This window comes from Gordonia sp. GONU (assembly GCF_024733855.1).
GTDB lineage: Bacteria > Actinomycetota > Actinomycetes > Mycobacteriales > Mycobacteriaceae > Gordonia > Gordonia amicalis.
Genome location: NZ_JANRHB010000056.1, coordinates 1 through 13,229, shown reverse-complemented (window position 1 = coordinate 13,229; position 13,229 = coordinate 1). Strand labels below are relative to the sequence as shown.

Annotated in this window: 12 protein-coding genes and 1 pseudogene; 3 read left to right on the top strand and 10 right to left on the bottom strand. The window is 67.0% G+C overall.

What is annotated here, in order from left to right; all coding sequences use genetic code 11:
* Positions 1–83: 83 nt before the first annotated feature.
* The 7 genes from NWF34_RS24730 to NWF34_RS24700 form a co-directional block, all read right to left on the bottom strand.
* Positions 84–950 (bottom strand): MlaD family protein, encoded by an 867-nt coding sequence (locus NWF34_RS24730; RefSeq protein WP_258326370.1) that lies wholly within the window; start codon positions 948–950, stop codon positions 84–86.
* A 1-nt stretch (position 951) separates the two neighbouring features.
* Complete coding sequence (locus NWF34_RS24725; RefSeq protein WP_258326369.1) at positions 952–1,809, bottom strand: ABC transporter permease; 858 nt, start codon at positions 1,807–1,809, stop codon at positions 952–954.
* Positions 1,809–2,705 (bottom strand): ABC transporter permease, encoded by an 897-nt coding sequence (locus tag NWF34_RS24720; protein ID WP_258326368.1) that lies wholly within the window; start codon positions 2,703–2,705, stop codon positions 1,809–1,811. The genes NWF34_RS24725 and NWF34_RS24720 overlap by 1 nt, the downstream gene beginning before the upstream one ends.
* 126 nt (positions 2,706–2,831) lie before the next feature.
* Complete coding sequence (locus tag NWF34_RS24715) at positions 2,832–3,431, bottom strand: TetR/AcrR family transcriptional regulator (protein ID WP_258326367.1); 600 nt, start codon at positions 3,429–3,431, stop codon at positions 2,832–2,834.
* Positions 3,432–3,484: 53 nt separating this feature from the next.
* The gene (locus NWF34_RS24710) at positions 3,485–4,765 is read right to left on the bottom strand and encodes a MaoC family dehydratase N-terminal domain-containing protein (protein ID WP_258326366.1); all 1,281 of its coding nucleotides are present in this window, start codon (positions 4,763–4,765) and stop codon (positions 3,485–3,487) included.
* Entirely contained in the window at positions 4,762–5,658 is an 897-nt protein-coding gene (locus NWF34_RS24705; protein ID WP_258326365.1) for a mycofactocin-coupled SDR family oxidoreductase, read from the bottom strand. The genes NWF34_RS24710 and NWF34_RS24705 overlap by 4 nt, the downstream gene beginning before the upstream one ends.
* A 3-nt stretch (positions 5,659–5,661) precedes the next feature.
* Positions 5,662–7,266 (bottom strand): class I adenylate-forming enzyme family protein, encoded by a 1,605-nt coding sequence (locus NWF34_RS24700; protein WP_258326364.1) that lies wholly within the window; start codon positions 7,264–7,266, stop codon positions 5,662–5,664.
* Between the two features lie 177 nt (positions 7,267–7,443).
* Between NWF34_RS24700 and NWF34_RS24695 the strand changes: the two genes are divergently transcribed.
* Complete coding sequence (locus NWF34_RS24695) at positions 7,444–8,478, top strand: acyl-CoA dehydrogenase family protein (protein ID WP_258326363.1); 1,035 nt, start codon at positions 7,444–7,446, stop codon at positions 8,476–8,478.
* Between the two features lie 31 nt (positions 8,479–8,509).
* On the opposite strand, the gene NWF34_RS24690 is transcribed toward NWF34_RS24695, so the two are convergent.
* The gene (locus tag NWF34_RS24690; RefSeq protein WP_258326362.1) at positions 8,510–9,688 is read right to left on the bottom strand and encodes an acyl-CoA dehydrogenase family protein; all 1,179 of its coding nucleotides are present in this window, start codon (positions 9,686–9,688) and stop codon (positions 8,510–8,512) included.
* Entirely contained in the window at positions 9,678–10,460 is a 783-nt protein-coding gene (locus NWF34_RS24685) for an enoyl-CoA hydratase/isomerase family protein (RefSeq protein WP_258326361.1), read from the bottom strand. The genes NWF34_RS24690 and NWF34_RS24685 overlap by 11 nt, the downstream gene beginning before the upstream one ends.
* 149 nt (positions 10,461–10,609) lie before the next feature.
* On the opposite strand from NWF34_RS24685, the gene NWF34_RS24680 reads away from it, so the two are divergent.
* Together NWF34_RS24680 and NWF34_RS24675 are read left to right on the top strand one after the other, a co-directional pair.
* A complete protein-coding gene (locus tag NWF34_RS24680) occupies positions 10,610–11,614 on the top strand; it encodes an LLM class flavin-dependent oxidoreductase (protein ID WP_258326360.1) in 1,005 nt (334 codons plus the stop codon).
* 120 nt (positions 11,615–11,734) lie between these two features.
* Positions 11,735–12,517, top strand: a complete 783-nt coding sequence (locus NWF34_RS24675; RefSeq protein ID WP_258326359.1) for a FadR/GntR family transcriptional regulator — start codon at positions 11,735–11,737, stop codon at positions 12,515–12,517.
* A 483-nt stretch (positions 12,518–13,000) separates the two neighbouring features.
* On the opposite strand, the pseudogene NWF34_RS24670 reads toward NWF34_RS24675, so the two are convergent.
* Positions 13,001–13,229, bottom strand: a pseudogene (locus NWF34_RS24670) (hypothetical protein); the annotation flags it as partial.

The window sequence follows — 13,229 nt, the reverse complement described above, 5'->3', positions numbered from 1 at the left end:
GCCCAACGACTCAACAGTCGACCACGCAAAACGCTCGACTGGAGAACCCCAGCCGAGCGTCTGCGTGATTTACTTGTACCCGTCTAACCAACCGGTGTTGCGAGGACCCCTAGAATCCGCCGGGCGGTGTTGTTGTCCATCGCCGTCGTCGCGGTGCCGAGTGTCGTCGAGCCGGCGGCCAGGAAGCCGGTCAGCGCCATCTCCTTCTCGGCGACGGTGCGCATCGGTACCACCGAGCTGTGCACGGCGTCGAGCAGGTCCGGGGCGGACTGGTCGAGTCCCCGGACCGCCTCGTTGAACGCGCGGATCGTCGACGGACCGTCACCGGGTTCCATGAGGGCGTTGGTCTCGGTCACGATCTGTTCGAGTTGTCGCCCGGCCGTGACGAGGTCGTCGCCGCGCCGGTCGGTGGCCTCGGCGAGAGCGGTGATCACGCCGATCGTCGAATCCGACCGGGACCGGCTCATGGCACCGACGATGTCGCGCAGTTTGGTCAGTGCGGTCTGGAACTGGATGGTCGCCTCGCTGTCGTCCTGGGAGATCTCCGCGCCGTCGGTGATGTGCGGTGCCGGGCCGTTGTCGATCAGCTGGATCGACGACACGGCGAAGACGTTGCCCGGCACGACCCGTGCCGTGACCGTTGACGGGATCCCGGTGGCGTACTGGGGCTTCAGGTCGATGTCGACGACGTTGGTGCCGCCGTCGATGGCCGGGGTGACGTCGTTGACCGCTCCCACGAGAACGCCGCGGTACTTCACGTCCGAGCGGGTGGGCAGGCCGTCACCGACCTCTTCGAGCATGGCCTTCACCTCGACGTGTTCGTCGAGGTCGCCGTTGGACTTGGCGATCAGGACGCCGACGACGATCGCGGCCACGATGATCGTGGCCAGTCCGCGCCAGAAGAGGTGCTGATTGCCGAGGCGGCGTTCGGCTTCGAAGGGGAACTGCATGTCAGCCTCCGAACCTCGCGCCGGCGTTGACGCCCCACAACGCCATGGTCAGCAGCATGTTGACGATGATCATCACGGTGATCGCAGTGCGCATCGCCCGGCCCGCCGCGACTCCGACGCCCTGCGGACCGCCCGAGGCGTAGAAGCCGTAGTAGCACTGGATGGTCGTCGTGAGCGACACGAAGACAACTGCTTTGAGGATCGAATAGGCGATGTCGGTGCCGCTGAGGACGAGGGTGAAGTAGTGCAGATAGGTACCCGACGACCCGGCGCCCGAAAGACTCACGACCAGCTGGCACACGAGGTAGTTCACCCCGAGGCACACGATGTAGAGCGGGATGACGGCCACGACGGACGCCATGAGCCGTGTCGTCACCAGGTACGGGATGGGTCGTATCGCGATGGACTCCATGGCGTCGATCTCCTCGGAGATCCGCATGGCGCCGAGCTGTGCGGTGAAGCGGCACCCGGCCTGGGCGGCGAACGCGAGCGCGGCCATGATCGGGGCCAGCTCGCGGGTCGACGCGAAGGACGAGATGAATCCGGTGGCGGGCCCCATGCCGAGCAGTTCCAGGGCGCTGTACCCCTCGATGCCGACGATCGCACCGGCGGTGGCACCGAGCACGATGATCACCCCGGCCGTGCCGCCGCCGACCACGATCGAACCGTTGCCCCACGTGACATCCGAGAGCACGCGGGCGAACTCGCGTTTGTAGTGCAGCAGCATCGTCGGGATGCTGATGACCGCCCGCAGGAAGAAGGTGATCATGTGCCCGACCTGGGTGATCGGACCTCCGAGGCGGCGCAGGCTCGCCAGGACCGGCCCGACACCCGGCGGGTAATACCGTGCGACCGTCATCAGAACCCCTGCCGCGGGAACGCCAGCTCGTAGACCTGGGTGAAGACGACGTTGACGATCATGAGCAGCAGGATCGAGGCCACCACCGATGCGTTGACCGCGTTGGCCACGCCGGCCGGACCGCCCTTGGCGGACAGTCCTTTCTGGCATCCGACGATGGTCACGATCGCACCGAACACCACTGCTTTGATCATCGTGAGGATGAAGTCGCCCACGGTGGCGAACGAGGCGAAGGTCGAGACGAAGCTCCCGGGTGTGCCGTCCTGGACGAAGGTGTTGTAGAGGTATCCGGCGAAGAAGCCGACGAAGCACGTGAGACCGGTGAGTGCAAGGGACACAACGATCCCGGCGGCCAGTCGGGGCGAGACCAGACGGCGCACCACCTGGACGCCCATCACCTCCATGGCATCGATCTCCTCGCGGATCTGTCGTGAACCGAGGTCGGCGCAGATGGCCGAGCCGACGGCAGCGGCCATGAGGATCGCGGCGACGAGCGGTGCGCCCTGGCGGATTACGGTCAGTCCACTCGCGGCGCCGGCGAGCGAGGTCGCGCCGACCTGGCCGGCGAGCAACGCGAACTGGATCGAGAGGGTCACGCCGATCGGGATGGCCACGAGGAGCGTCGGGAGCACCGCGGTCCGTGCCATGAACGCGGCCTGCTCGACGAACTCCCGGTACGGGAACCTCCGGGTCGCGATGTCGGCGAACAACCACTGAATCGAGCGCACCCCGAGGACGAACTGCTCACCGACTGTCTCGAGTGACGCCTTGGGATGCCGCTGGACGTAGCCGCTTCCCCAGTCCCCGATCTCGCCGACGGCGTCGCTGTCCTTGGCGGGCCCGATCTCGCCGGCAGCGGGCTCTGAGCCGCGCTGCGGACCGGACGCTATGGCCATTCGAACTCCCTACCCCCACGGTGCCGCGCATCACATTGCGCTGATCAACGGAGAATACCTAGTTAGACAACTGTCGTTATCAGTTTGCTGAAATCAGACGATCGATCAGCACGGCGGGCGCGCGATCTACGACGTCGGCGCAACCAGTGTGACCAGCAGACGAGACAATTCGGTCACGAACTCCACCCGAGGTATGTCGGGCTGATCGAGAACGTACCGGACGCTGAGTTGCTGAACTGCCTGAAATGCCATCCAGACCAAAGTGGGTGGCCGGTCCGGATCCGCGGTCGCCGGACCGGTGAGCAGATACTGGGCGATCATCTCGCCGGCATGCTGCTCGACCCGTCGGATCTCGGTGGAGCCACCGAGTCTCGGCATCTGCTCAACGAGGACGCGTACGAGTTCGCGGTTCTGTTCCGCGGCGGTCAGCGCTGCGTCGACCACGGAGGCGATCTGCTCCTCGGGCGGGGCGTCGGTGCCGACCTCGAGTGCAGCGAGGAGTTCGGTGGCGATCTTCTGGATCATCCGTTCGACCGTCAGGGCGACGATGGCGTCCTTGTTCGGGAAGTACTGGTAGAGGCTTCCCGGACTGATCTCGGCTTCCTGGGCGATCCGATGGGTGGAGACCCCGTCATAGCCGCGTTCGATGAGCAGGCTTGCGCAGGAGTCGAGGATCCGGGCGACCATCCGCTGAGATCGCTCCTGCCGCGGCACTTTCCGCGGCATCTGCTTCGACAACCTGCCGACCTCCCCCGGGGCCCGGTGCTAACGCACGACCGTCATGCCAGACCGTTGCGGCGCAGTGCTTCCCCGACCTTGCCACCGAGCCGGCTGACGACCTGTGCGCCTCGCGCACGGAGATCCTCGTCCGGCTCGGGCAGGACCACTGCGCCGATCGACTGAGAAGGCAAGAGTACCTTTGCGGTCCCCTGGGTGGTGGACTCTCCGCGCTGGCTGGTCGCGGCGACCTCGATGGTGATCGGATCCCGGGGGGTCGAGCCCTTCTCGAGAACACGTCCGGTGCACAGGTGGGTGTCGCCGTGGTAGTTGAAGCCCCGCATCGTGAGATTCATGTCGACGATCCAGCCGTCGTCACCGATCCAGTTGGTCAGCAGGTGGCTCACCCAGGCCGCACGCATCTGGCCGTAGTCGTACGCCGCCGGGATGCCCAGCTCCTGTGCCCGTGCCGAATCCCAGTGCAGCCGCTGGACGACCTCGGGCATCCCGTACTCGTCCGGCTCGTAGAAGGCCGGCATGCGCTTGCGTGCCTGGTGTGCGTACTTGAGCGGGCCGATACCGTATCCGCCCCAGCCCCAGCCCATGTGCATGCTGATGATGTCGACGACGCCGAGTGGACCCTTCATCACGCTGGGGAGTTCGGCGCCGACCTCGATGCTCTCCCACCAGTTCGGATCCGCGCCCTGACGCACCTCGGCCTCGTAAGCGGCCTCGACCTCCTCGAGTTCCTCGGGGGTCCAGCGCTTGCGTTCGACGTCGCGGAGTTTGCCTGCCTTCTTGGAACCACTGCGCTCGGCATTGATGTAGGACTCGTCGCGGGTGGCGACGGGACGCCCTGCCGCGTCGACGTAGAGGTGTCGGTAGGTCTCTTTCACCGACCGGCCTCCGGAGAACGAACTCTGCTTGACCTGGACATCGAGGGTGTACACCTCGGAGTAGACCGGGTTACCCGCGTAGATGGGTTGATACCACGTCCATTTCACACCCGAGTAGTACTTACCCGTCCCCCGGAAGAGACCGCGGAACAGCTTCTTCCGCTCCTCGTCGGCGAATGCTGGGGTCTGGTCGAGTCCGGTGGTGATCGGATAGGTCGGCGGCGCGATCTGTCCGTGCCAGCGCGTGGTCCGGCCGTACTCGGGATCGTGGAACAGCGGGTTGTCATCGCCGCAGCCGAAGGCGAAGTGACTGATCGAATCGGCCTGCGGCAGCTTGTTCCACGGGATGTCGCGCTGCTTGACCGGGATCCCGATCTGCGCCTTGGCCCGTTCGATGTCCTCGTCGGTGATCTTGCCGTAGGTGTCCGGCTTCTCGGTTGTCGTCATCGGTGGCCTCCTCGGCCCAGGGTCGCGCCGGCGTCGATCGTGAGGTCGAGGCCGGTGATGTAGCGGGATTCGGACGACGCCAGATAGACGACTGCGTCGCTGACATCCGCGGGTTCTATCCACGGGACGTCGGGCATGGACTGCATCGACGCGAATGCCGCGGTGACGTCGTCGGGTCCCGGGTCGGTGAGATCGGGACGGAACTGCCGGTACATCGGTCCGCTCTGCAGCATCGGGGTGTTGACGTTGGTCGGATGGATGATGTTGGCGCGTATCGACTTCGGGGCGAGGACCTTCGCGAGCCGGTGGATGTAGGTGGTGAGCATCTCCTTGGCGAGTACGTAGCCCTCCCCACCGGCACCGGACGGGCCGCCCTGGGAACCGGCGGCGAGGAGAGCGGCGACCGAGCCGGTCGCGATGACCGATGCGCCGGCGGTCAGATGCGGCAGGCTCGCGTGGATCGTGTTGGTCGCCCCCACGAGGTCGACGTCGAAGGCGTCGGCGAATGCCTCGACGGGTCCGTCGCCGAGCGGGCAGATGCCGGCGTTGGCGACGACCACGTCGAGATGACCGAACTCGGCGACCGCTGTCGCGATCGCGGCGTCGAGCGCGCCCCGGTCACGGACGTCGACCTCGGTGGCGAGGGCGCGGCGACCGGTCTTCTCGACTTCGAGTGCGGCCTCCTCCAGGTCGCGCGGGGTGGCCAGCGGATAGCCGTTGGTCTCGATGTCGCGGCACAGGTCGAAGAGGATGATGTCGGCACCCTCTTCGGCGAGCCGGATCGCGTGGCTCTTGCCCTGTCCGCGGGCGGCCCCGGTCACCAGCGCGACCTTCCCGGCGACGCGGCCGGTGCCGGCTGTGCGGGCGGTACCGGTGTCGGTTGAGTCTGTCATCGTCTAGTCCTTTCCCACCGAAGACTGTAGGTCTCGGGCGGTCGGGTCGGGTGCGAGATCACCGTTCCTCCCGGGAGATTCGGGAACGGTGGATTCGGCGGCGGTGGATGCGAAGAGTTCGAGCAGCCGGCGCCGGTCGACCTTGAGGGACGCGGATCGCGGCAGCTCGTCGAAGACGTGGACCGCGACCGGTACCTCGTACGGCGTGAGCTGGGTCCGGCAATGGTCGCGGAGTTCGGACCCACTGGGCCGACGCTCGCCGCGTCGGACCTCGACCCCGGCGACCGGGACCGCGCCGAGCCGAGGGTCGGGAACACCGGCCACCGCTGCATCGGCGACGCTGTCGTGCGACTTCAGCGCACGGGCGACCACGTCGGGAGACACCTTGAAGCCACCGCGGATGATCACGTCGTCGGCGCGACCGTCGATGTAGAGGAACCCGTCGTCGTCGATGTGGGCGAGGTCGCTGGTCGTCAGCCATTCCGAATCGTGCCCGGACTGATGTGACCGCACGCGCAGAAGCCCCGTGGTCCCGGTGGGTACGGGCGAACCGTCTCCGTCGACGACGCTGAGCTCCACGCCCGGGAACGGACGCCCGACACTCCCCTTCTTGGCCTCCCACGACTTCCGGAAGTCCTTGATCGTCCAGCCGGCGACCGCACCGGAGAATTCGGTGGCGCCGTAGACGATCAGGATCGCGATGCCGTACTTCTCGACGAACTCGTCGACGAGCGCGGGGTCGACGGGGCTCGTGCCCGCGTTGAGGGCGCGCAGGCTCGACAGGTCCTCCGGCGGGACGTCGGCGTCGAGGACGGTGCCGATCGCCGCGCCGGGCAGACCGGCCACGATGGGCCGGTGTTCGCGGATGGCGGCCCGCCACCCGTCGATCGTGAAGCGCTCGAGGATCGCCAGTGGCCGGGCCTGGACCAACCCCTGGAGCATCGCGAACATTCCGCCGATGTGCACGATGGGCAGCGTGATCAGTGCCGGCTGCCCGGTGAAGGGTGGTGCCTCGGTGATCGTCACACCGGCGTGTGCCACCGCCGAATGGAGCGATGCGTTGATCTGCTTGTAGCTCAGCGGGATCCGCTTCGGTTCGCCGGTGGTCCCGGACGTACGCATCTCGATCGCCACACCGCGTTGTGGAGGTTCCGATGCCGAAGGGGTCCCGGTGAGTCGCGTCGTGACGGGCGCGTCGATATCTATGCTGAAGCCCCATGCTTCGGAATCGACTGCTGCGGCTACGAACTCGGGCTCATCCCAGTACCGGGGCGCCGCCAGGACGGCGGCCGGATCGCTCTGCCGGAGGTCGGCGGCCAGGCGGGTCGGCGGCTGAAGGGGGCTCAGCGTGACCAGTGTGCGCTCGGTGCGGATCACCGCGATCAGGGCGGCGATCGACTCGAGCCGGTTGCCGAGAACGGTGGCAACCCGGGCATCCGTGCCGAGCCCGGCGTCGGCGAGACTCTTCTCGATGCCTTCGACGAGTGCGCGCATCTGTCCCCAGGTGAACCATTCGCCGTCGCTGTGCACCATCCGGGCGTCGTCCGGGGCGTCCCACAGACGGTTCAGCGAATGCGGAATCCCCGCCGTCTGGTTCTTCGATGTCATCGAGCGAGTCCTGTCTGGGCCTGTTTTGTCCGTGTGGCCTGTGGCTGGGTGCCCGGTGGTCGGGTGCCCCGTGTGGTGTGGTTCTGCGGAAAGCCTGCGAGGTACCGCGTACTGTGGCCGCACAGGTAGATTACATAGTTTACTAGGTGAGCGTAGAAGTATGGGAGGTTTGATCCGATGATCACCGCGGAGCAGCGGGAACTCGCCGAGTCGGAACGGGCATGGCTCGGCAAGCACGATCCGATCGACCATCTGCGGTCCCAGTCCGGACGAGAGGGGGTCCCGGAAGGGCTGGCGTCCGTCGATCCCCGTGCCTTGACCCACATACGCGAGTCGGGTCTCGCCTCGATCCTCACCGCCGATGCGGGCGGCACCCATGCCGACCTCGCGGTCCTGACCGCCGAACACGGTCGGGCCGCGAGTTCGCTGCCGGTCGCGGACCTCGCCCTCGGTGCGTGGCTGCTCGAACTCGCGGGTCGCGCCGACCTCGCTGACGCCCACGCGTCCGGTGACCGCGTCGTCACGGTGGTGACGTCACCGTACGGTCAGTCGCTGCACGGTGACCGGATCGCGGCGATCAGCGCACCTTTCGTCGTCCTGCCGGACCCGGCTGATCGCGATCTCGTGGCGCTGAGCGACGACGATGCGCTGTTCGTCCTTCCCGCCAGCGCCTCCCGGCGGACGGTCGAGACGTTCGCCACCCTGGACCTCACCCGGCCATGGGCTCGGGCACGACTCGACGTCGATGCCGCAGAGCGCGTGGCCCTCCCTGTCGGGACGGCGTCGCGGTACCGGGACGCCATCGCGGTCCACCGCGCCGTCGACTCCGTCGGTGCCGCCGAGGAACTGCTGACCCGCACGGTCGAATATGCCGGACAGCGTGAGCAATTCGGTGCGGTGATCGGCTCGTTCCAGGCGGTCAAGCACCATTGCGCGACGATGGCCGTCCGGGTCTCCGCGGCGCAGGCGACTCTCGGTGCAGCCGTGGATTCGCTCGCGCTGTCGGAGGCTTCGGATCGTCGCCGGCCGGTCGATGCCGCGGTGGCCTACGCGGCCGACGCCGCGAACTCCGTTGCGGGACTCGCCCAGCAGGTGCACGGTGGGATCGGCTTCACCTGGGAGCACGACCTCCACCTGTACCTACGACGCATCAAGGTGAACGGGAACATCGACGGCGGCGTGCGGGACCGGCGTCGGGCGCTGGTCTCCTGACCCGCCGAATTCCGTAAAGGTCCGTCAGGCGTCAGGAGCGGGGCATCCCCAGCCCGCGCTCGGCGATCATCGTGCGCATGATCTCCGACGTGCCGCCGGCGATGGTGAACGCACGCGCGTAGAGCCACTCGTCCTGCCACCGGTGCATGTCCGGGGTGAGTTCGAGGCCGGGTGTGCCGCACAGGTCGAGTGCGAACTCGGCCATCGCGAGGTTGAGTTCGGAGAACATCAGTTTGCCCATGGCGGCGTCGTGGATGCGTTCGGCGCCGGACAGCCAACGGTCGATGTTGTCGGTGGTGAGCGCCGCCAGTGCGGTCACCTCGGCCGTGAAGGCGCCGAGCTGCTCCCGGACGGCGCCGTCCGAGATCGCCGGTGCGCCATCGATCGTCACGGTGCGTGCGAGTTCGGTGATCGCGGCCAGTGTGAGTTCCAGCCGGACGACGATCGCGCCGACGTTGGTCCGTTCCCGGCTCAGGGTCTCCGACGCGATGCGCCAGCCGTTGCCCTCGGTGCCGATGACCGCGTCCTCGGGGACGAAGACGTCGTCGAAGAACACCTCGTTGAAGTCGGAGGTGCCGGTGATCTCGCGGAGCGGACGCACGGTGACTCCGGGCGTCGACATGTCGAGGACGAACGCGGTGATCCCCTTGTGTTTGGGGGCATCGGGATCCGACCGCGCCAACAGGTATCCGAAGTCGGCCCAATGGCCGTCGGTGGTCCAGACCTTCTGTCCGCTGATCCGGTACCCGCCGTCGACCTTGGTGGCGCGGGTGCGCAGCGACGCGAGGTCGCTGCCCGCGCCGGGCTCACTGAACAGCTGACACCACAGCTCGCGGCCGGATCGGATCGCCGGGAGGTGCCGACGACGCTGGTCGTCCGACCCGTGCCCGAGAAGCGCGTGCGCGACCAGCGTGCCGGCACTCGGTGCGCCGGGCACCCCGGCTCGGGCGAGCTCCTCCCCCACGATGATGTCGCGACGCGGCGAATAGTCCTCGCGTCCACCGTATTCCGTCGGCCAGTCGGCGCCGGCCAGACCGGCTCCGTAGAGCTCGGCCGTCCAGGTCTTCAGGAGTTCGAGTTCCGCCGCGTCGTCCGCGCTGCGCACCCCGGCACGCGGCGGGATGTCCGGCGCATGGGCGGCGATGAACTCGCGCACCCGGCTACGGAAATCCTCCGCCGATTCTTCCCCGGCCCCGGGTTCAGCGGACATCGAAACCGTCATGACGTACCTCGCTTCGCGTGACCTGCTGGGTGGAGATCGGGTTGCCGATGTCGGTGTACGACAAGCCGGTCGCCAGGGCATGGGACCGGGTCGAGTCCAGGGACTCCCAGATGGCCCGGACCGAGCCCTGGATGGCCACCGGCGGTTTGGCGGCGATGCGGGCGGCAAGCTGCGCGGCCCGGTCCCAGAGTTGCTCGCGCGGCAGTACTTCGGTCACGAAACCGATCTCGAGGGCCCGGCGCGCCGACATCCGCTCGTCCAGGCCGAGCAACGTCATGCGCAGCACTTCGCCGATCGGGATACGCCGGACCAGTCCGATCGGCTCGAGAGCTGCGACCAGGCCGTAGGAGACATGGGGATCGAAGAACTGGGCGTCGTCGGCGGCGATGATGACGTCGGCCTCGTTGAGCCAGTACAGCGCGCCGCCGGCGACCATCCCATGGACCGCGCAGATCAGCGGTTTCCAGCAGTGATTGAGCTTGGGCGACAGATGCGCGCCGGGATCGGTTCGGCTGAAGGGATTCTCGTGGAGCTGGTAGCCCTCTTTCACGTCGACGCCGGTCGAGAAGGCGCGGTCGCCGTTGGCCCGCAACACGATGACGTGGACGTCGTCCTCGGTTGCCGCAAAAGCCCAGAGCCGCGTGAACTCGTCGAGCATCGCCCGGTTGAACGAGTTGAGCGCCTGCGGTCGGTTGAGAGTGATCGTCAGGACGTGGTCGGACAGCGTCACCTCCACCGTCTCAAAGCTTCCGACGTCCATGGTCTCCTCGCCTCTACTCGAACTGCCGACAGCGATCGGTCGGACCGAACGCATCTGGGACTTTACATGTATTACTAAGTTATCCTGCTTACACTTGCGGAAGTGGTCGGTCGTCGACCGTTCCGATCCAGCGATGTATGGAGGTTGCGATGCAGTGGGGTCTGCCCTGGCCGGGTGCCGAACAGGCACGGGCCGCCGAAGCCACCGGCGCGATCGCTTTCTGCACCGGAGAGTTCGCCCACGTCGACGCCTATGTCACCTCCACCGAGATGGCGCTCGGCACGTCGTCGGCCGTCGTCGGTCCGGGCATCGCCTACGCGTTCGCGAGGTCTCCGTTCGTCCATGCCTCGGCGGTGCGGCACCTTCATCGTCTTGCTCCTGAACGCGTCTTCCTCGGACTGGGGGCGGGCAGCTTCCGTATGAATCGTGACTGGTTCGGCGTCGATTCCAGCCACGCCGCGCCGCGGATGTCGGAGCTGATCCAGGCGATCCGCGCGTTCCTCACGGCCGAGAACGGTGAGCGCATCACGTTCGACGGTCGCTTCTATTCGATCGACGCCGATGTGCGCGCCCCCGTCTTCGGTCCGCTCGACGTCCCGATTCTCATCGGCGCGTTCAACAAGTACATGGTGCGGACGGTCGGCCGGGACGCCGACGGCATCCTCGGGCACGGCATCTTCACCGATCGCTGGTGGTCGGAGGCCGTCGCACCCGAACTCGCGGTGGGCGCCGCCGACTCGGGGCGGGCGGTGGACGAGATCACCCGCTGGGGATGGGTCATCACCGCGGTCGACGACGAGGATCCCGAAGCCGCGATCGCTGCCGCGCGCCGCCAGATCGCCTTCTATCTCACCGTCAAGACCTACGACCCTCTCGTCGAACTCCACGGGTGGCAGGATGAGGTCGCAGCCATCCGTCACGCCTTCCGTGAGTCGCCCACCACCATCGGCGACCATGTCTCCGACGAGATGCTGTGGTCGATCGCGATCTGCGGGGACACCGCACAGGCGTCCGAAATGCTCGGCAAACGCACGGATCTGCCCGATGTCGGGTTCCTGTCGTGTCCGGGCTTCCTCGTCGGTCGTCGAGCCCGGGCACGCTTCACCGGCGCCGCGATCGGTTTTGCGCGCGACCACCTCGCTACTGTTGGGTAGAATCGACTTGTATCACTGAGTTTGACAACTGGGTGTATCAGATCGGCCAGTGTTTCAGATTCGGTTCGGCCATCGCGCTCACATCAGGGAGCGTCCTGGTGACGCGAGAGGAAGGTGCCCATGACCAAGCCTGTCAACCTGGCTCCCATGATGGTCCCCACGACCACCTCCGGTGCGATCCGGTCCCCCAAGACCGCGGAACTGGTGGCGCGCACCCTGCGCCGGATGATCGTCGACGGCCAGCTGAACGAGGGTGACTTCCTTCCCCACGAAGCCGATCTGATGGCCCACTTCCAGGTCAGCCGCCCGACGTTGCGTGAGGCGGTCCGCGTCCTCGAGTCCGAGCGTCTCGTCGAGGTGCGTCGTGGCTCCCGTACCGGCGCCCGGATCCGCATCCCCGGCCCCGAGATCGTGGCGCGTCCGGCGGGCCTCCTGCTCGAACTGTCGGGGACGTCGCTGGCCGAGGTCATGCGCGCCCGCGAGGTCATCGAGCCGGCGGCCGCGGAGATGCTCGCGGACACCGGCGACACCAAGGCGTTCGACGAACTACAGTCGATCATCGACAACGAGCTGAAAGACGCCTACGAGAACGGCACCATGGCCCAGGCGTCGGTCTGGTTCCATCGCCGGATGATCGAGTTGTCCGGCAACTCGGCCATGGCGATGATCGCGGGCATGCTCAACGAGATCGCCGAGCGGCACATCGCCAGCACCATCCATGACGGTCCGATGCCGCGGTCGCAGTACACCAAGCTCATCCGCTCGTATCAGAAGCTCGTCGACCTCGTCCGCGCCGGCGACGGCGCCGAGGCCGCCGCCCACTGGCAGCGGCACATGAAGAACTCGAACCAGGCGCTCCTCGCCGGACACGAGAACACCCGTGTCCGCGATGTGATGGACTGACTCCCCGCTGGTTGAGGTCTGTGGGGTGGTTGCTCGTTTCGACGCGGTGGCTCGCTGGCGCTCGCTACCGGCTCAACGAGCGGGTAGGCGTCCCCCTGCCCGGTGCCATGTCCCGCTGGTTGAACCGGCACCGGCCCCTCCGTTGGTTGAGGTCTGTGGGGTGGTTGCTCGTTTCGACGCGGTGGCTCGCTGGCGCTCGCTACCGGCTCAACGAGCGGGTAGGCGTCCCCCTGTCCGGAGCCATGTCTCGTTGGTTGAGCCGGCACCGAGCGCAGCGAGGGGTCCCTCCGGTGGTTGAGCCGGCACCGAGCGCAGCGAGGGGTCCCTCCGGTGGTTGAGCCGGCACCGAGCGCAGCGAGGAGCCGCGTCGAAACCACCCGGCGAGCTGACCTCGATACGGCCGAGAGGGGTTACGGCTACCGGCCTTTCCGATCAGGTTGCGTTTTGTCCCGGCATCGGTGGGTGTCAACCTGTGTTGAGTCACTAGTTCGTGTTTAGTGCGATCTGGTTGTGCTCGTGGTGCAGGTTGATGCCGACGCGACTGCGCGGGCGGTGCACGCTGGGACGACGACGGCGGAACCGGTCGGGATTGTGCTCGTAGTAGGTGTTGAGTGTTGAGGCGCGCACGCTGTGGTGCCTCCGCCAGCTGCCGTCGTGGACTGATTGCGGAGTGAACAATGCCAGTCCACGGTGGTGGTGGTCGACGTTGAAC